Annotated in this window: 16 protein-coding genes and 1 tRNA gene; 15 read left to right on the top strand and 2 right to left on the bottom strand. The window is 64.3% G+C overall.

Going from position 1 to position 17,828, the window contains the following annotated elements; translation table 11 throughout:
- Nucleotides 1-33 precede the first annotated feature (33 nt).
- The 6 genes from ftsA (at nt 34) to AC3LB0_RS01475 (ending at nt 4,744) form a co-directional block, all read left to right on the top strand.
- Nucleotides 34-1,275 carry a cell division protein FtsA gene (ftsA, locus tag AC3LB0_RS01500; RefSeq protein WP_488649400.1) on the top strand — a complete coding sequence of 414 codons (1,242 nt, stop codon included), beginning with the start codon at nt 34-36 and terminating at the stop codon, nt 1,273-1,275.
- Nucleotides 1,276-1,404: 129 nt separating this feature from the next.
- Nucleotides 1,405-2,607, top strand: coding sequence for a cell division protein FtsZ (gene ftsZ / locus AC3LB0_RS01495; protein ID WP_488649399.1), 1,203 nt, complete (start codon nt 1,405-1,407; stop codon nt 2,605-2,607).
- 22 nt (nt 2,608-2,629) lie between these two features.
- Nucleotides 2,630-3,334 carry a YggS family pyridoxal phosphate-dependent enzyme gene (locus tag AC3LB0_RS01490; protein WP_488649398.1) on the top strand — a complete coding sequence of 235 codons (705 nt, stop codon included), beginning with the start codon at nt 2,630-2,632 and terminating at the stop codon, nt 3,332-3,334.
- 9 nt (nt 3,335-3,343) lie between these two features.
- Nucleotides 3,344-3,598, top strand: a complete 255-nt coding sequence (locus AC3LB0_RS01485) for a YggT family protein (RefSeq protein ID WP_488649397.1) — start codon at nt 3,344-3,346, stop codon at nt 3,596-3,598.
- Nucleotides 3,599-3,620: 22 nt separating this feature from the next.
- Nucleotides 3,621-3,697: transfer RNA gene (locus tag AC3LB0_RS01480), tRNA-Val, on the top strand.
- A gap of 21 nt (nt 3,698-3,718) precedes the next feature.
- On the top strand, nt 3,719-4,744 hold the full coding sequence (locus tag AC3LB0_RS01475) for a nucleoside hydrolase (protein ID WP_488649396.1): 1,026 nt from the start codon (nt 3,719-3,721) through the stop codon (nt 4,742-4,744).
- 3 nt (nt 4,745-4,747) lie between these two features.
- On the opposite strand, the gene acnA is transcribed toward AC3LB0_RS01475, so the two are convergent.
- On the bottom strand, nt 4,748-7,444 hold the full coding sequence (gene acnA / locus AC3LB0_RS01470) for an aconitate hydratase AcnA (RefSeq protein WP_488649395.1): 2,697 nt from the start codon (nt 7,442-7,444) through the stop codon (nt 4,748-4,750).
- 164 nt (nt 7,445-7,608) lie between these two features.
- On the opposite strand from acnA, the gene AC3LB0_RS01465 reads away from it, so the two are divergent.
- The 5 genes from AC3LB0_RS01465 to rsmI all read left to right on the top strand — a co-directional run bounded on the left by AC3LB0_RS01465 (nt 7,609) and on the right by rsmI (nt 12,762).
- A complete protein-coding gene (locus AC3LB0_RS01465) occupies nt 7,609-8,043 on the top strand; it encodes an NUDIX hydrolase (protein ID WP_488649394.1) in 435 nt (144 codons plus the stop codon).
- A gap of 102 nt (nt 8,044-8,145) precedes the next feature.
- Entirely contained in the window at nt 8,146-10,080 is a 1,935-nt protein-coding gene (locus AC3LB0_RS01460) for an ABC transporter substrate-binding protein (RefSeq protein ID WP_488649393.1), read from the top strand.
- A gap of 6 nt (nt 10,081-10,086) precedes the next feature.
- Nucleotides 10,087-10,986 (top strand): nitrilase-related carbon-nitrogen hydrolase, encoded by a 900-nt coding sequence (locus tag AC3LB0_RS01455; protein ID WP_488649392.1) that lies wholly within the window; start codon nt 10,087-10,089, stop codon nt 10,984-10,986.
- An 8-nt stretch (nt 10,987-10,994) separates the two neighbouring features.
- Complete coding sequence (locus AC3LB0_RS01450) at nt 10,995-11,858, top strand: NAD+ synthase (protein WP_488649391.1); 864 nt, start codon at nt 10,995-10,997, stop codon at nt 11,856-11,858.
- Nucleotides 11,851-12,762, top strand: a complete 912-nt coding sequence (gene rsmI / locus AC3LB0_RS01445; RefSeq protein WP_488649390.1) for a 16S rRNA (cytidine(1402)-2'-O)-methyltransferase — start codon at nt 11,851-11,853, stop codon at nt 12,760-12,762. Before AC3LB0_RS01450 ends, rsmI begins: the two co-directional genes overlap by 8 nt.
- On the opposite strand, the gene AC3LB0_RS01440 is transcribed toward rsmI, so the two are convergent.
- Complete coding sequence (locus tag AC3LB0_RS01440) at nt 12,759-13,154, bottom strand: single-stranded DNA-binding protein (RefSeq protein WP_488649389.1); 396 nt, start codon at nt 13,152-13,154, stop codon at nt 12,759-12,761. The genes rsmI and AC3LB0_RS01440 overlap by 4 nt on opposite strands.
- Before the next feature lie 135 nt (nt 13,155-13,289).
- Here AC3LB0_RS01440 and metG point away from each other — a divergent pair, with 135 nt between their 5' ends.
- The 4 genes from metG to groL all read left to right on the top strand — a co-directional run bounded on the left by metG (nt 13,290) and on the right by groL (nt 17,819).
- Entirely contained in the window at nt 13,290-14,915 is a 1,626-nt protein-coding gene (gene metG, locus AC3LB0_RS01435) for a methionine--tRNA ligase (RefSeq protein ID WP_488649388.1), read from the top strand.
- Entirely contained in the window at nt 14,899-15,753 is an 855-nt protein-coding gene (locus AC3LB0_RS01430) for a TatD family hydrolase (RefSeq protein WP_488649387.1), read from the top strand. The genes metG and AC3LB0_RS01430 overlap by 17 nt, the downstream gene beginning before the upstream one ends.
- 91 nt (nt 15,754-15,844) lie before the next feature.
- On the top strand, nt 15,845-16,144 hold the full coding sequence (groES, locus tag AC3LB0_RS01425; protein WP_488649386.1) for a co-chaperone GroES: 300 nt from the start codon (nt 15,845-15,847) through the stop codon (nt 16,142-16,144).
- A gap of 49 nt (nt 16,145-16,193) precedes the next feature.
- On the top strand, nt 16,194-17,819 hold the full coding sequence (gene groL, locus AC3LB0_RS01420; protein ID WP_488649385.1) for a chaperonin GroEL: 1,626 nt from the start codon (nt 16,194-16,196) through the stop codon (nt 17,817-17,819).
- The last annotated feature ends 9 nt before the right edge of the window (nt 17,820-17,828 follow it).

Below are 17,828 nucleotides of genomic sequence, written 5' to 3'. Positions count from 1 at the left end.
AAGATGAGCGCACAGAGTGGAGGGGGCAACTAAATGGCAGAAGAGCGCTACACAACGATCGCCGCGATTGATATCGGCACCTCGAAGGTTTCATGCGCCATTGCGCACATTGGTGGCGAGAATGGCTCCATCAGCGTCATTGGTAAGGGGACCTACCCGAACCAAGGGATGCGCAAGGGTGTTGTCACCGACATCGAGAAGACGGGCGCCGCAATCCGCGCCGCCGTTGATGCCGCTGAGCGCCTCTCCGGTTATCACATTGAGCACGCCACGATCACCATCTCCGGGAACCATGTGCTGGGGGTGAACACGAGCGGCCAGGTAGCCGTCGCCAATCCCGATCGTGAGATTCGCGATGACGACGTGGATCGCGTCCTTGAGGTCTGCCGTGCGATCGAGGTACCGAACTCGCGCATGTTGCTCAATGTGCTTCCCTCGTCGTACATCGTGGATGGCCAGGAGGGGATCCAGCAGCCACGGGGCATGATCGCCTACCGACTCGAGGCTCGCGCGCACCTCATCACCGCCGGCAGCACCGCCGTGCAGAATCTTGAGAAGTGCGTGCAGGCTGCTGGCATCGCGGTCGACGATTACGTTCCAGCGTCGCTCGCCGCTGCCGAGCTGACGCTCACTGAGACCGAGCGTGAACTCGGAACAGTCCTGGTTGATGTCGGGGCAGAGACCTGCGATATCGCGATCTTCCACCAGAATGCGGTCGTCTATACGGCGGTCCTGCCAATCGGCGGCGCCTTCATTACTCGTGACGTGGCGATCGGGCTCAAGACAAGCCTCCTTGCCGCCGAAGAGCTGAAGATGACCTACGGCACCTGCGACCCGCGCACCGCCAGTGACGCGGAGCAGTACAACGTTCCCGATGAGCCAGCTGGTCGGCGCATTGGCCGACTCGAGCTCGCTCGCATCATTGAGCCACGTATGAGCGAGATCTTTGAACTGATCGCTGGCGTGATCGCCAAGGCGGGCCCAGAGGTGACCAGCGCAGGCGTTGTCTTGACCGGCGGTGGGGCGCTGCTTCAAGGCGTCGAGGCGCTTGGACGTGAGATCCTGAAGGCGCCGGTTCGCGTTGCATCGCCAACTGGGCCAATTTTGGGGATCCTCGACGAGTTCCGTGGGCCTGGCCAGGCGGCCGTGCTCGGCCTCTTCTCTTGGGTCGCTCGCGGCCTGGATGAGGCGGGGATCGCCGAGGAGCCAGAAGCAGGATTCGTAGGGCGCCTCTTCGGGGGGGTGCGCAACCTCTTCGGTCGTATTCGGGGGTAACCCAACCCGCCGCGAATAGCGGGCGGGGCGCTGCTACACTGCGCGGGATCGACGGGAGGGCGTCGTCTAAACGGGGCTAGCCCCGGGCGGCGCAGAGTCGAGGCAACAGGTTCGGAGGGCATGGAGTCGATGGCAGCGCAAACCGAGAATTTCGCGCTCATTCGCGTCGTCGGTGTCGGCGGCGCAGGGTCCAACGCCGTCAACCGCATGATTCGCGCCGAGCTCCTCGGCGTGGAGTTCATCGCCGTGAATACCGATGCCCAGGCGTTGGTGAAGTCCCATGCCCCAACCCGCATCCGCATTGGTGACGGGATCTCTCGCGGCCTCGGCGCCGGCGGTGACTCTGCCGTGGGTGAGCGTGCCGCCCAGGAAGATATCGAAAATCTGCGCGCCGCCCTTGAGGGCTCCGACCTCGTCTTTGTGACCGCTGGCATGGGTGGCGGCACTGGCTCGGGCGCTGCCCCTGTCATTGCGAAGATCGCCAAGGAGATTGGCGCCCTCACGATCGGCATCGTCACCAAGCCGTTCGTCTTTGAGGGGAAGCGACGGGCTGCGGTAGCCGAGGCTGCCGTGATCGAACTGCGCAAGCATGTCGACACCCTCATCGTTATTCCTAACGAGCGACTCCTGAGTGTCGTGAGCCGCCAGACCTCTATGGAAGACTCGTTCCGCATCGCCGACGACGTGCTGCGCCAGGCGGTCAAGGGCGTCAGCGATGTCATCACGGTGCCTGGCATCATCAACCTCGACTTCGCTGACGTGCGTTCGATCATGCGCGACGCTGGCTCCGCCCTGATGGGGATCGGTCGCGCCAGTGGCGAGAACCGTGCCACCTCCGCAGCCGAGATCGCGATTGCCTCACCACTCCTCGAGGTCGACATCCAGGGCGCTACAGGCGTGCTGATCAACGTCGCCGCTTCGGCCACCGTCACACTCCATGAGGTGAACGAGGCGATCAACCACATAACCGCACGCGCAGACGACGAGGCGAACATCATCTTCGGCACCTCGCTCGACGAGTCGCTCGGCGATGAGATTCAGATCACCGTGATTGCCACCGGCTTCTCAGCGGATCGACAGGGTTCGACCTCCAGCCCACGCGCCCCATACCGAGCGACCGATAGTGGCGCATGGAGCCTGCGTGACGATGGCGTCGCCGTGCAGGAGGCTCCGACGGGGAGCCTCACCTACACCCCCACACCTGAGTTGACCCCAGTTGGCCGTGACGAGGCCGACCAGGCACCTCTGCCAGTCGCTCCGCAGCCAGAAGAGGTCGACTTAAGCGATCTCGATATCCCAGCCTTCCTGCGTCCGCGCAACCGCATCTCCTAGTTGCTGGGGGTAACCTCAGGCGATGCTAAGCGCCGCTGATCTCACCACCCGCTATCGCGAGCTATTAGCGCGCGTGCGCGCCGCTGGCCCCGCCGAACTCATGGTGGTCACGAAGGGTGTGGCCGCCGAACAGATCGCGGTTGTCGTAGACGCTGGATGCACCCTCTTCGGTGAGAACCGCGTGCAAGAGCTCGAAGCGAAGCGCGCCGCCGTTGCGGCTCTGCGACCCACGGCGAACCTCACCTGGGTGCTGATCGGCCCGCTGCAGTCCAACAAGGCGCGACGCGCGATGGAGGCTGCGGACCGCATCGCCACCGTGGGCAGCGTTGACCTGCTCGAGCGCATCGCCGCACTCGCCACCGAGAGAGCCAAACCGATCAAGATCGCACTCCAGGTGAACGTGGACGAAGATCCGGCCAAGTCGGGCTTCACGCCCGAGGGCCTGCGCGCGGCACTTCCCGCCATCGCCGCAACCGTTAAAGGCGCTCCAGTCACCTTGGCCGGGCTCTTTACGGTGGGGAGGCTCACGGCGGGTGGGGAGGCGGCACGCCCAACCTTCGCCCAGTTCCAAACACTTGCAGCACAAGTGGACGCCGACGCACAGGCGCTCGGCTTACACCTTGGACCACTGCGCTCCGCGGGGATGAGCGGCGACTTCGAGGTCGCGATCAGCGAGGGCTCCACCGAGGTGCGGGTGGGGAGCGCGCTCTTTGGGCCGCGCGGGTAGGCTGTAGGTATGAGTACGTCAGCGATCGTTGGTCTCGTTTTTCAGACCCTTTGGTGGGTAATTCTGGGGCGCGTACTCCTCTCCTGGTTCGACCCCTCCGGCAACTATCGGATCTCGCGAATCATCTACGACATGAGCGAGCCGATCCTCGCCCCAGCCCGGCGCATCCTGCCAACATTCGGCGGCGTGGACTGGTCGCCGCTCGTCACGATGATCGTGCTGAACCTGCTCGAGAACTTCATCCTCAGGAGTCTGGCTGGCTGAACCTAGTAGAATCTCCGCCCTAGGGCGATTAGCTCAGTTGGTTAGAGCGCACGGTTCACATCCGTGAGGTCACTGGTTCGAGTCCAGTATCGCCCACCACCTAGGCTGTATAGTCCGCGCGTGAGCCCACTGACGCCGAATCCAATGCCACTCTCAACGCCGTATCCAAACTCGCCACGTCGCGCTCCACTCGGCACTCGTGCGAAGCCGCTCCCTCTCATCATTGATTGCGACCCAGGGCACGATGATGCAATGGCAATTGCTATCGCTATCGCGCGACCTGAACTGAATCTGCTTGGCGTCACGGTAGTTGCGGGGAACTCAACCCTGCCGAACACCTTCCTGAATACCCGGCGGGTACTCGCGCTGTTGGGCGCCCACGATATGCCTGTGGCGGCCGGTGCTGCGGTGCCGCTTGTGCGACCACTCTTCACGGCGGCGTATGTTCACGGGGAGTCGGGCCTCGAGGGGGCAGACCTTCCAGAACCCGCAGGCCACGTGCACGAAGCTGGCGCGGTCGATCTGATTGCAACGCTCCTTGCCGCTTCGCCAGAGCCGGTCGTCTTGGCGCCGCTCGGGCCGCTCACGAATATCGCGCTGTTCATCCAAGCGCACCCCGAGCTGATCTCGAAGGTTTCGCACATCTCATGGATGGGCGGTGCGGTCGGCGAAGGAAACGTTACGAGCGCGGCAGAGTTCAACGTCTACGTCGATCCAGATGCTGCCGCTGTCGTATTCGCAAGCGGGATCCCGATCACCATGGTTGGCCTTGATGCGACGCATCTTGCCAAGATGGGGGCCGCTGAGCGGGCGCGCCTTGAGGCGACTGGCAACCGAGCCGGACGCGTCTTCTCTGATCTGCTTGGCTTTTTTGAGGTGTTTTACCAAGAGCGTTATGGATGGAATTACTGCGCAATCCATGACGCGGTTGCAGTGGCGCACCTGGTGGACCCTGAACTCGTTGCCGTAGTGCACGCCGCTGTTGACATCGAGCTCGCTGATCTTCAGCGCGGCAGGACAGTGGTGGATTGGTTCCCCGAGCGGCTACGTGATCGCGGACGCGCCGCCTCAGTGGATGTTGCCGTAGGGGTGGACTCAGCTCGTTTTGCGGACCTTCTCGTGGATGTGATCGGACAATTTGAGTAGCAGCTAGCTGCTCTTCGCCATCCTTCGCAGCACCGCTGGCATGATTCCGCCATTGCGGTAGGTGTTCACCTCGTTTGGGCCGTCGAGGCGTACGAGCGCTGAGAACTCCTTTGCAGGGCCGGTTGGGGCATCGGTGTTGTCGACGGGCTGAGCGCTGATGCGAATCTCTGAGCGAGCGGTGCAGCTGCCAATACTGGCGATATCGAAGCGCTCAGTGCCAGTCAGGCCCAGTGTCTCGGCGCTCTCGCCCGCCAGGAACTGGATTGGCAGAACGCCCATGCCGATGAGGTTGGAGCGGTGGATGCGCTCGTAGGACTGTGCGATTACGGCGCGTACGCCGAGCATGCGCGTCCCCTTGGCGGCCCAGTCGCGCGAGGAGCCTGAGCCGTACTCCTTGCCAGCGAGGATGATCAAGTCGCACCCTTCGCTCTGATAGCGCGTGGCAGCGTCGGCGACGGCGAGGATCTCTCCCGATGGGTGGTGGCGGGTGACTGGACCCTCCTTGCCGCCAGCGAATGCGTTGCGAAGGCGAATGTTGGCGAAGGTGCCGCGCATCATCACCTCGTCGTGGCCACGTCGTGCGCCGTAGGAGTTGAAGTCGCCAGCTGCGACACCGTGCTCAATGAGCCAGCGACCGGCGGGGGAGTCGATGCGAATCGAGCCGGCAGGGGAGATGTGGTCGGTCGTCACGGAGTCACTCAGCATCAAGAGGGCGCGCGCGCCAGCGATGTCGGCAATCGGCTGCGGCTCGGGGCTGATCCCCTCCGTGAAGGCTGGTCGCGAGACATACGTTGAGCTCGCATCCCATGCGTACGTTTCGCCTGTTGGGCTCGCGAGGTTCTGCCAGCGTGCGTCGCCGGCGAAGAGATCCTTGTAGCTGCTGCGGTAGAGCGAGGCGTCGGCCGCGGCTGCAACAGCGGTGCCGATCTCGTCATCGCTTGGCCAGAGGTCGCGTAGGAAGACGGGGGTGCCGCTCTTGTCGTTGCCGATCGGCTCCTGCGTGAGGTCGAGCGTCACGCGCCCGGCGAGTGCGAGTGCCACCACGAGTGGTGGGGATGCGAGGTAGGCGGCGCGTACCGACGGATGGATGCGACCTTCAAAGTTGCGATTCCCTGAGAGCACGGCGGCAACGGTGAGGTCACCTGACTCAATGGCGGCAGAGACCCCCGTGTCGAGTGGGCCGGAGTTACCGATACAGGTGGTGCAGCCGTAGCCGGCCACGTTGAAGCCGAGCGTTTCAAGCGGTGCAAGGAGCCCCGCGCGTTCGAGATAGGCGGTCACCACCTTGGAGCCTGGTGCCAGGCTCGTCTTCACCCACGCTGGCACCTGCATGCCGCGCGCGACGGCACGCTGGGCGAGGAGACCGGCGGCGATCATTACCGACGGGTTTGAGGTGTTGGTGCACGAGGTGATCGCGGCAATCGCAACGGCACCATCGTGCAACTCGTAGTCGCCGTTCGTTGAGGTTGCTGTGGCGTGATGTGCGTCAGCGCCGGCACGATCGGGATAGGCGGTGGCGAAGCTCGCGCCGAGGTTCGGCAGATCCACGCGATCTTGCGGACGTCGTGGTCCGGCCAACGACGGGACCACCCCGCCAAGATCGATATGAACTATCGCGTCGTAGAGCGGCTCGGCGCCAGCGGTGCGCCAGAGGCCCTGTGCTTTTGCGTAAGTTTCTACGAGTGCGACGCTCTCGCCGCTGCGCCCCGTCGTTCGCAGATAGTCGAGGGTGATCTCATCAATTGGGAAGAGTGTTGTCGTTGCGCCAAACTCTGGCGACATGTTGGCAATCGTCGCCCGATCGGCGAGAGAGATTGTTGCCAGCCCGTCGCCGAACGCCTCTACGTATGCGCCAACAACGCCATGCGCGCGGAGGCGCTCCGTGACGGTGAGGACAAGATCTGTTGCGGTGGTGCCGGCGGGGAGTCGGCCAGTGAGTCGCAGCCCCACGATGGTGGGGATGGGCGAGAAGAGTGGTTCGCCGAGCAGTACCGCCTCGGCCTCGATGCCACCGACGCCGAAGCCGAGCACGCCGAGGCCCGAGATCATGGTGGTGTGCGAGTCGGTGCCCACGCAGCTGTCAGGGAAGGCGAGTGGCGCACCGTCAACCTCTTCGACGCGTACAACGGTGGCGAGGTTCTCAAGGTTGACCTGGTGCACGATGCCGGCTCCGGGCGGAACGACGCGGAACTTATCGAAGGCGCCCTGCGCCCAACGCAACAGTTGGTAGCGCTCGGTGTTCCGCTCGTACTCCTTGGCAACGTTCTGCTCGAGTGCCTCGCGCGTTGCCCAGCGATCAACCTGCACCGAGTGGTCGATCACCAGGTCGGCGGGAACCTGCGGATTGATGCGATGCGGATCGATGCCGAGTTCCGTCGCGGCGTTGCGGAGGGCGGCAAGGTCAACGATGGCGGGCACACCGGTGAAGTCCTGCAGCACCACGCGCGCGGGGGAGAAGGGGACTTCGCGCTCATCGCCCGTCGCCGATGCCGAGGCCCCCGGCCTCCATGCGAGGTAGGCGTGCAGATCCTCGGGCTGTACGAAGCCATCGCCAGAGCGCCGGGCGGCACCTTCGATCAGGATCTTCAGCACCAGCGGGAGTTGCCCCCAGGGGGTTGCAGGCTGCGGGAGGAGCTCAAGGGCAATGCGGTCAGGGAGACCCGCGCCGAGCGAGCGTCGTGCTGAAAAGTGGTCTCCCACGGGCCCTCCCCTCTGTTGTGCGCGGCTGCTGCTGCGTCGCCACGCGTGCCACTAGAGTAGCGCCCCGCGCCTGAGCAGCGCGCCGCCGCTGCGGGGGCTACCATCGGCTCAATTGCGGGTACGGCCCCGGCCGCCCGTCCATCGGTAAGGTGAGGGAGCAGCGCATGGGAGCAACACGCCGCAGCGCAATGTCGGCTGGAGGCCTCGTCATTCGAGGTGTCGGCGGCCGGCCAGAGATCGTGATTGGACGCCGTCGTCGAGAGCGCGACGGCTTCATCTGGTCACTTCCGAAGGGGACCCCTGAAGAGGGTGAGACCCGAGAGGAGACGGCGCTTCGCGAGGTGCGCGAAGAGACGGGCCTTGAGGTGCAGATCCTCTCGTATTTTGATGCCATTCACTACTCGTTTACGCGCGGCGGGGAGCGCATCGACAAAACGGTGCACTACTACCTGATGGAAGCGATCGGCGGTTCGTTCGATCAGTGGGATAAAGAGTTCGACGAGGTGCGCTGGGTGCCGATGGATGAGGCGATTGCCCTCCTGGACTTCCAGACAGAGTGCGGCCTCGTTGAGCGCGCCTACGCGGCCCTCGCTGCATAGGCGATTCGTGCGGGCGGGTCGCTCCGCCACAAAAGTGCACGGCAAACCCTTATCCTGTGGAGAGATCGGCACCTGCCGATCCACGAGAGAGCGAGAGGGGAGATGCCGATGCATCGGGGCCTAAAGTTCCTTGCGGCAGCTCTCTTAACGGCAACCCTGCTCGCTGGCTGCACGGTCATCTCCAGTCGCACGCTGAAGGTGGGGATCGTCGGTGAGCCCGCCGGCCTAGAGCTCGCCTATTCCGACGATGCCTCCGCCCTCGTTGGCTCCATGGTCCACGCTGGTCTCTACCGCGCCGATGCCGCCTTCGCGCCAACCCCGGTGCTCGCCGATGGCGACGCCTCGAGTGCGGCAGGTGGCACGAAATGGCGCGTCACACTGCGCTCGGGGCTCACCTTCCACGATGGGTCGCCACTCACCACCGACGATGTGATCTTTACCTATGAACTTGGAGCCTCAACGCGCTGTCCGCTTGTGAGCGACATTTGCGCCGTGGTCGGGAACCACCTGGCCTCTGTGGAGGCGGAGGCAGACGGTGCGCTCACCTTCACCTTGAAGTCGCCATGGGCACCCTGGCAGACACGCGGACTCACCATCCCAATCCTCCCCAAGGGCACGCTCACCGCATCACTGGCTCGACTCCAAGCCAAGGTTCAAGCGGCAGATCGCAATGCGGTCTCCCTGACCCGCGAGAACATTGCCGCCGATATTGACGGCGGCGGATGCGCCGCCTCGGGGGGGACAAACTGCACCTATGCATCGCGCGTCACCGAGCTGGAGCGCACCCTTGCCGACGCTGGCCTTGATCTGCCAGACCCACGCGGCTATCCGCAACTCAGCAGCACTGGCGAGCCGACGGGGAGCCGCGACGACGAACAGTACGCACGTGCGCTCTACGTGCGGCTGGCTGCGCTGGAGGGACTACTCCTCGCACCAACTGAAGGGCAGCTTGGCGCCGCGTTCCTACTTCTCGACGTACAGAGCGCACCTATCGGCGCTGGGCCGTACGAATTCGTCGAGCGTGTGCCCGGTACCTTCGTGCAGCTCGCCGCCTTCAAGGGATTCGCCCTTGGCGAGCCGCCGATGTCGGCGATGACCCTGACGGTCTTTGCATCGCCCGCCGGTGTGCTGAAGGCCTTTCAAGGGGGTGCGATTGATTGGGCCCCTGACCTTCGAGCCGCAGATGTTGCTGGCCTGACCGTGAGCGACGACGCCACGCTGCTCCACACCGCGTCGCTTCGCGGCTACAACTACCTTGCGTTCAATACACGCGAAGGGCGCCTCTTCGCCAGCAGCGTTATCCGCCGCGCCCTCGCCTCGTGCGTCGACCTGCCAGCAATCATCACTGGCGCAACAGATGAGACCGGGATCAAGATCTCCAGCACCGTGGCGCCAACCTCGTGGGCGGCTGAAAACCCCGCCGCAGCAGAGGCCACGCGCGATGTCGCTGGTGCACGCGCCGCGCTCATTGCCGACGGATGGGTCGCAGGTGAGGATGGCGTCTTCGCTCGCGCCGGCACGCGACTTGAGGCTGACATCATCGTTCGGGAGGGCCAGGTTGCGCGAACCCGTGCGGCCCAGCTGATCGTTGACCAGGTTGCTGAGTGCGGCATCTCGCTCGCCGTCGCCGAGCTTCCGTTTGCCACGGACATCGCGCCACGGCTGCGCTACCCAAACGACTTTGATCTCTATCTCGGCGCGTGGCAGTGGGGCCTTGATCCCGATGACTCGGATATCTTCGCCTCCAGCGCCTGCCCAACCGAAGAGGCACCGGCTGGGAAGAACTTCGTCTGCTGGTCGAGCTCGGGCGTCGATCAGCTCCTGGCCCAAGGCGTCTCAGCCGGGAGCATTAGCTCGCGCGTCGGTATCTACGCCACCATTCAATCGCTCCGGCGGAGCGAGCGGCCGTATCTCCTCCTCTGGGGGGATCCCTCCTACGCACTACTTCGGAACCGCTTTACCTGGGCGACGAAAACAGCAGATGTGCAAAGCCCGTTATACGCGTGGTCGATCCACACGTGGGATTTGCAAAAGTAGGGGCTGATGCGACGCAGAGTGCTCGCCCTCGCGCAAATCGCCCCGGCACTTGGTGACCTCGCGCAGAACTTCGCCCTGCATCAAGCGAAGATCGCTGAGGCTCGTGCCGCGGGCGCCGATCTTGTGATCTTTCCCGAGCTCGGCCTCACCGGGTATCAACTGCAAGACCTCGCGCCAGAGGTTGCGATGCGACGCAGCGATCCACGCCTCCAAGCGCTGGCAAAGCTCACGAGCGGCGGCCCCTCTGCGGTTGTCTCATTTGTTGAGTCAACCGATGACCATCGACTCTTTGCCGCCGCCGCCCTACTAGAGGGTGGCGAGGTGCGACATGTGGCGCGCAAGTGCTATCTACCAACGTACGGACTCTTTGATGAGCGACGCTTCCTCGCGGCGGGCGATGCGATTCGCGCGACCCGAGCGGCCCTTGGTGGATCAGCGGTTCAGGGCGATGTCGGAATCGGCATCGGTGTGTGCGAGGACTTCTGGCATCCAACGCTGCCATCGATCCTTGCGCAGGATGGGGCCGAGCTCCTCATCAACGTGGCGGCGGGGCCAGCGCGCGGCGCAAGCGTGGATGCCGATCAGGGGCTTGGCTCCGCAGCATCCTGGGGCACCCTGCTTCGTGCCACCGCGGCGCTCACGACCTCCTATGTTGCCTTCACGAATCGGGTCGGCGTCGATGAGTCACTGATCTTCTGGGGCGGCTCGCGCGTGATCGGACCCGACGGTGTCGTGCTCGCAGAGGCGCCCCTCTTCGAAGAGGCGCTTCTCCTTGCCGAGATCGATCTTGACGAGGTGGCACGCGCCCGCACCGCACTTCCACTCCTGCGTGATGAGCGTCTGGAGCTGACGCGCCGCGAATACGACCGCATCATCGCCACCCGCGCCGGCCTCGAGGAGGCATAGGCAACCTAATGAGAGGCGAGAGCGGTAGTGCACCTCACGACGAACTCGCGATTGACCCCGAGATGGTCGCGGCCATGTGCCGCTCCTTCATCACCTCGCACGTGGCGAGCACCGGCGCCGAGCGAGTTCTCCTCGGCCTCTCCGGCGGCATTGACTCCGCGCTGGTTGCCTACCTGACCGCCGCAGCCATCGGCGCAGATCGTCTGGTGGCTGTGCTGATGCCAACCGCAGCGTCATCGCCCAATTCGAGGGCTGATGCCGAGGCGATCGTGAGCGACCTCGGCTGTCAGAGTGAACTCATCTCAATTGAGGCGCCGTTGGCGGCACTCATCGCGAACCTGCCCGCGGGCGAGAGCGTAACCCCAGTGCGTCGGGGGAATATGGCGGCACGATTGCGAATGGCCACGCTCTATGACCGCTCAGCCCAGCACCGTGGGGTAGTGGTCGGCACGGGGAACAAGAGCGAGATGCTGATCGGCTACTCCACGATCTTCGGCGATGCCGCCTCGGCATTCAACCCAATCGGCGATCTATACAAGACGCAGGTACGCGAGCTATCGCGCCACCTCGGCGTGCCGACGCAGATCATTGAGAAGGCGCCGAGCGCCGATCTTTGGCCGGGTCAGACCGACGAGGGTGAGGGTGGATTTGATTACCCAACCCTTGATCGCGTGCTCCACCGCATCGTTGATCGTCGCCTTCCGCTTGAAGACGTGATTGCGGAGGGCTTTGATCGCGAATTTGTCTCACGGGTGAGTGAGATGATTCGTCGATCGGAGTTCAAGCGCCAGATGCCGCCAATCGCAAAGGTGGGGGGGCGGAGCAGTGGAAGCGACTATCTCTACCCTCGGCGGCGCCCGAAGCTTGACTGAGGACCTGCGCGGCGGTGGCGCAACGCCTGGGGCGTTGCATATCGTCTCTACCCCGATCGGTAATCTCGCCGATCTCACGCCGCGTGCAGCGGCTGTGCTTCGCGAGGTTGGACTGATCGTTGCCGAAGACACGCGTGTCTCTCGCCCGCTCTTGGCCAGCTTTGGCGTGCAGACAGAGGTGACGGCCCTTCCAGGTTTTGATGAGGCCGACCGAGTTGCGCCGATCATTGCCCGGCTGCTGTCTGGCACCGCCATCGCGCTGATCAGCGACGCTGGCACGCCCCTGATCAGTGACCCAGGGGGAACGCTCGTCGCCGCTGCGGTCGCTGCAGGGATCCGCGTGATCCCTATCCCCGGCGCATCCGCACTCCTCGCGGCGGTTGTCGCAGCGGGCGTCACTGGCCCACGCTGGTCATTTGAAGGTTTCCTGCCGCGGAGTGGCGTCGACCGAACCAAGGTGCTTGGTGCCATCGCCTCTGATGAGCGCGGTACCGTGATCTATGAGGCGGGGCCGCGTGTGGCCGCGACACTGGTCGATCTGGCGCGCGTGTGCGGCGACGACCGCGTGGGGGCAATCTGTCGCGAGCTCACGAAGTTGCACGAGGAGATTCGCCGCGGCACCCTCGGCCAACTCGCAGCGGCGGTGAGTGCGGGGGAGATTGATGCGCGCGGTGAGTTCGTCATCGTTGTCGGTGCGCAGGCGGCCGCAGATCTACCTGACACCGATGATCCCGAGGGCCCATATGCGGCAGCACTCGAACTTGTGGGGCGCGCTGTGACGGCGGGTGAGTCGCGCAGCGCGGCGATTCGACGTATCGCCACCCTGTGGGGGCTTGAACGTCGACGCCTCTGGAACCTCGCCCATGACGACACGGCACCAGAGAGCGTCGACGACGAGAGCTAGGCGCGAACTGGCGCGATCTCCTCGCCGTACTCGGCCTCACCGAGATCAGTCGGCTCTGACCCTTGTGCCACCGGGTCACCGGACTGCGGCTTTGGCCCGAGGAACTCCAGGCGATTCACGATCACCTCGGTCATCCAGCGGCGCGACCCTTCGCTCTCCCACTCGTGGGTCTTAAGGCGGCCATCGATGCTGACGAGCGATCCCGCCTGCAGATGGGCGGCGGCAATCTCAGCGAGCTTCTCCCAGAAGACGAGCCGATGGAACTCCGTGCGCTCCTCGCCGCCGCGGAAGTCATGGGTTGCGAAGTTCCCCACCGCGACCTTGGAGCCTGAGGGGAGCGTTCTCAATTCGACGGGCTTGGTAATCCTGCCAGCGAGCATGACCTTGTTCATTGCGCCTCCTTGTGCGGCGGCGGCCCGGATCACGTGACCCGCAGGAGCCGTACGCCTGCTCTGGCACCCTCCCACGGTGCGGATACTGCCGGCGTATCGCGCTGGGGGCGCGCTCTTCTGCGACAATCGCCCACGATGCGGTACTACCTAACGACAGCCATCGCGTATGCCAACAACAAGCCTGGCCTGCACACGCTCTATGAGGTGATCGGCGCCGATGCCATCGCCCGTTGGCGCCGTATGCGCGGCGACGAGGTGCGCTTCCTGACCGGTACGGACGAGTACTCGGTCAACATCGCCGCCCGCGCTGCAGAGGAGGGGGTGACACCGAAGGCCTTCGTTGACGCCAAGGTCGCCCTCTTCCAAGTGAGCGAGGCGAAGCTGCTGATTAGCCCCGATCGATTCATTCGCACCACCGACGCGGACCACACCCTTGCCGCGCAGGAGATGGTTCGGCGCTCGTTTGCAGCTGGAGACATCTACGTCGGTAGCTATGAAGGCTGGTACTGCCCCAACGAGGGGTTCCGCAACGCTGATGACGTGGTCAAGGAGGGCGACAAGACCGTCTGCCCCAACCATCTTGGCATCCCGCTGCAGTGGCTGACTGAGCGCAACTGGTTCTTCCGACTCAGCGCCTACCAAAAGCGTCTTGAGGCCTGGTTGACGCAGGATCCATCGCCCGTGCAGCCCGAATATCGACGGAACGAGATGCTCGGATTTGTCCGCCAGGGGTTGGAAGATTTCTCGATCAGCCGCGAAGGGGCAACGTGGGGGATTCCATTCCCCATTCATGAAGATGGGAGCAGCGCGCTGACCGCAACGGGGGAGGGTGACCCGAAGGCCGGGACCATCTACGTCTGGTACGACGCCCTGATCAACTACCTCACTGGCGCGGGCTTCCCGGCGGAGGCTGCTGGCGCGCCATGGTGGCCCGCCGATCTGCACATCATCGGCAAGGACATCAATCGATTCCACTCCGTCTTCTGGCCAGCGATGCTGTGGAGCGCAGGGCTTGAGGCACCAAAGAAGATCTGGGTGCACGGGTGGCTCCTCTCCAGCGGCGAGCGCATGAGCAAGAGCCGTGGCAACTTCCTTGACCCAGATGATGCGGTCGCCGCGCTCGGCGCTGATGGCGCACGATTCGTTGCGCTGCGCGAGGTGCCGTTTGATCGCGACGGCGACGTGAGCTGGGACTCCATCATTCGCCGCTACAACTCTGAACTTGCCAATGACTTCGGCAACCTGGTGAACCGCGCAACCACGCTGGCGAGCCGCGCCTTCACCGATGCGCCGCTCCCGCGCCCGGCAGCCGCATCAACCCTCGGTGCCGCTTGGGAGGAGACGCGACGCGAGGCGATCGCGGCGCTGGAGCGCAACGCGCTGCATGAGTGGCTTGGCGCCCTCTGGGGGTTCGTCGGCGTGGCAAACAAGTTTGTCGATAGCGAGAAGCCGTGGGAGCTCGCGAAGGCAGCGAAACTCGGTGATGCTGCGGCGGAGGAGAAGCTCCGCTGCGTGCTTGGTGATCTTCTCGAGTCGTGTCGCCTTATCTCCCTCTATGCCGCACCGGTGATGCCCTGCATCGCCGCGAAGATCTGGACGCTGCTCGGTCGAAACTGGCCGTACGACGCGAACGGGCACAACGGTCCGCCGCTCGACGAGATCGGCGCATGGGGGGCACTCGGTGCAGCCGGGCCACTCGGCGCACCAGAGCCACTCTTCCCACGACTAGAGGCTGATGCGCTCGATGCCGCTGCTGACTGACGCACACGGGCACCTCCAGGCCGATCGCTTTAACGATGACTACCAGCAGGTAGCCGCGCGCGCACGCGACGCGGGAGTGGTCCGACTCCTCATTCCGTCGTACGGCATCGAGAGCTCTGAGGGGGCCTTTCGGATCGCTCCAGATCTGCCGTGGGCCGACCTCGCGATTGGCATCCACCCCTATACGGCCGTAACCGATGCTCCAGGGCGCGATGCGCTGCTCGCGCGCGCGGTCGACTCGCGTGTGGTGGCCATTGGCGAGACGGGGATCGACACCAAGCGCGATTTCGCGCCGCTCGCAGCTCAGATCGAAAACCTCGAGGCGCACATCGATGTTGCAGCGGCACTCGGCAAGCCGCTGATCCTGCACTGCCGCTCGCTTAATTATGGTGATGAGGCACAGCGAGAGCTCCTGGCAACGCTCAAGCGCTCGGCGATCGGCGCGCCTGGCGGTGCCAAGGCGTTCGGTGGGCGGGTCCCCTTCATCTTGCACAGTGCCTCGGGGAGTGCCGCCTACGTCGAGGAGGCACTCGCGCTCGGCGGGGCCGTCTCCATCTCTGGACTCGCCTTCCGGCCTGAGGAGTCGGCGACCGGGGAGTGGGTCGCGTTGATTCCACCCGATCGCCTGTTGACCGAAACGGACGCACCGTGGCTGACGATGCCGGGGGCGCCAGATCCGCACCGCAATGAGCCGGCCAATGTCGCCCTGACCCTGGCGTGGATCGCGGAGCGTCGCGGCGAGCCGATTGAGCCGCTCGCTCGCGCCATTGCGGAGAACTTTGACCGCATCTTTCCACGCGGGAGCGGCGCTCCTCCACGCTTGGAGTTGGCACTCTAAGCCCTCGAGTGCTAACATCTCCGCACGTGCCTCGCCCGCGTAGGCACAAGTGTTCAGGGGCGGTACACCCGCCCACAAGGAGGTTCTACCGATGGCCAAGAAGGCAGCACTCCGACCCCTCGGCGACCGCGTCGTCGTGAAGCCAGTCCCCCGCGATGAGAAGACTGCCAGCGGCATCATCCTGCCCGACACGGTGCAGGAGAAGCCACAGGAGGGCGAAGTCGTCGCCGTTGGACCAGGCCGCATCCTTGATGACGGGAAGCGCGAGCCGATTGACGTGAAGGTGGGCGACCGCGTCCTGCACGCAAAGTATGCCGGCACCGAATTCAAGATCGATGGCGATGAGTTCCTCATCGTTGGCGCCAAGGACATCTTGGCCGTCATCGACTAATTCCACGAAGGCCCAAGTAACCCAACGTAGATAGAGAAGGAGAGACCCAATGGCAAAGCAGGTGGTATTTGATGAGGCGGCACGACGAGCGCTCAAGCGCGGCATCGACAAGCTCGCCGACACGGTAAAGGTGACGATCGGCCCGAAGGGCCGCAACGTGGTGCTCGACAAGAAGTTCGGCGCCCCAACCATCACCAACGACGGCGTCACGATTGCACGTGACATTGAGTTGGAAGATCACTTCGAGAACATGGGCGCGCAGCTCCTGAAGGAAGTCGCGACGAAGACCGACGATGTGGCTGGTGACGGCACCACCACCGCCGTCGTGCTCGGCCAGGCGCTCGTCACCGAGGGCCTGCGCAACGTTGCTGCAGGTGCAAACCCGATGGTCATCAAGCGCGGCCTCGACAAGGCGGTCGCCGCCGTTGTCGCCGAGATCAAGGCGCAGTCCCGCAAGGTTGAGACTCGCGAGCAGATCGCCGCAGTCGCCTCAATCTCTGCCGCTGATCCAAGCGTTGGCGAGTTGATCGCTGAGGTTATGGAGAAGGTCGGCAAGGATGGCGTGATCACCGTAGAAGAGGGGCAGTCGCTCGGACTCGACAAGGAGTACACCGAGGGGATGCAGTTCGACCGCGGATACATCTCAGCCTACTTCGTGACGAACTCAGATCGCATGGAGGCACAGCTCGACAACCCAGCAATCCTGATCACCGACAAGAAGATTTCGGCAGTCGCCGATGCACTCCCAGCGCTCGAGAAGGCGGTCGGCACTGGTCGACCACTCCTGATCATCGCTGAGGATGTTGACGGTGAGGCACTTGCCACGCTCGTGGTGAACAAGATCCGCGGCACCGTACAGGTGCTCGCGGTGAAGGCGCCAGGCTTCGGCGACCGCCGCAAGGAGATGCTCCGCGACATCGCGGTGCTGACCGGCGGAACGGTAATCTCGGAAGAGGTTGGCCGCAAGCTCGACAGCGTGACAGCTGAGGACCTCGGCACAGCGCGACGCGTCGTCGCAACCAAGGACAACTCGACCATCATTGATGGCGCGGGGAAGCCTGCTGAGATCAAGGCGCGCATGGCGCAGATCAAGGCGCAGGTTGAGGAGACCACGTCGGACTACGACAAGGAGAAGCTCCAGGAGCGCCTCGCCAAGCTTTCGGGCGGCGTTGCAGTGATCAAGGTTGGCGCTGCCACCGAGGTCGAGCTCAAGGAGAAGAAGCACCGCATCGAGGATGCTCTCTCAACGACCCGCGCGGCCGTGGAGGAGGGGATCGTCGCCGGTGGTGGCACCACACTCCTGCAGGCGCGAGGCGCGCTCGACAAGATCAATCTTGAGGGTGACGAGCAGGTCGGGGTGGACATCGTCCGCCGCGCCCTCGAAGCTCCAGCCCGTCAGATCGCAGAGAACGCCGGCGCCCGTGGCGACGTCGTGATCGAGGCAATCCTGAAGGCGAAGAAGGGGACCGGCTATGACGCATCGACCGACACGATGGTCGACATGTTCGAGAAGGGGATCGTTGACGCCGCGAAGGTGACACGCTCCGCCCTCCAGAACGCCGCGTCGGTTGCCGCGATGGTGCTCACGACCGAGGCGGTCGTCAGCGACATCCCAGAGAAGAAGGAGTCTGGAGCGCCAGGTGGCCACGCCCACGGCGGCGAGATGGACTTCTAGTACCTACCT

Source organism: Candidatus Limnocylindrus sp. (assembly GCF_040397235.1).
In the GTDB taxonomy this organism is placed as follows: domain Bacteria; phylum Chloroflexota; class Limnocylindria; order Limnocylindrales; family Limnocylindraceae; genus Limnocylindrus.
This window is presented reverse-complemented; position numbering and strand designations above follow the sequence as displayed.

What these genes read in the sequence shown, in the direction of transcription:
- ftsA (WP_488649400.1), top strand. Translation starts at nt 34, where the DNA reads ATGGCAGAAGAGCGCTACACAACGATCGCCGCGATTGATATCGGCACC.
- ftsZ (WP_488649399.1), top strand. Translation starts at nt 1,405, where the DNA reads ATGGCAGCGCAAACCGAGAATTTCGCGCTCATTCGCGTCGTCGGTGTC.
- AC3LB0_RS01490 (WP_488649398.1), top strand. Translation starts at nt 2,630, where the DNA reads ATGCTAAGCGCCGCTGATCTCACCACCCGCTATCGCGAGCTATTAGCG.
- AC3LB0_RS01485 (WP_488649397.1), top strand. Translation starts at nt 3,344, where the DNA reads ATGAGTACGTCAGCGATCGTTGGTCTCGTTTTTCAGACCCTTTGGTGG.
- AC3LB0_RS01465 (WP_488649394.1), top strand. Translation starts at nt 7,609, where the DNA reads ATGGGAGCAACACGCCGCAGCGCAATGTCGGCTGGAGGCCTCGTCATT.
- AC3LB0_RS01460 (WP_488649393.1), top strand. Translation starts at nt 8,146, where the DNA reads ATGCCGATGCATCGGGGCCTAAAGTTCCTTGCGGCAGCTCTCTTAACG.
- AC3LB0_RS01455 (WP_488649392.1), top strand. Translation starts at nt 10,087, where the DNA reads ATGCGACGCAGAGTGCTCGCCCTCGCGCAAATCGCCCCGGCACTTGGT.
- AC3LB0_RS01450 (WP_488649391.1), top strand. Translation starts at nt 10,995, where the DNA reads ATGAGAGGCGAGAGCGGTAGTGCACCTCACGACGAACTCGCGATTGAC.
- AC3LB0_RS01440 (WP_488649389.1), bottom strand. Translation starts at nt 13,154, where the DNA reads ATGAACAAGGTCATGCTCGCTGGCAGGATTACCAAGCCCGTCGAATTG.
- metG (WP_488649388.1), top strand. Translation starts at nt 13,290, where the DNA reads ATGCGGTACTACCTAACGACAGCCATCGCGTATGCCAACAACAAGCCT.
- AC3LB0_RS01430 (WP_488649387.1), top strand. Translation starts at nt 14,899, where the DNA reads ATGCCGCTGCTGACTGACGCACACGGGCACCTCCAGGCCGATCGCTTT.
- groES (WP_488649386.1), top strand. Translation starts at nt 15,845, where the DNA reads ATGGCCAAGAAGGCAGCACTCCGACCCCTCGGCGACCGCGTCGTCGTG.
- groL (WP_488649385.1), top strand. Translation starts at nt 16,194, where the DNA reads ATGGCAAAGCAGGTGGTATTTGATGAGGCGGCACGACGAGCGCTCAAG.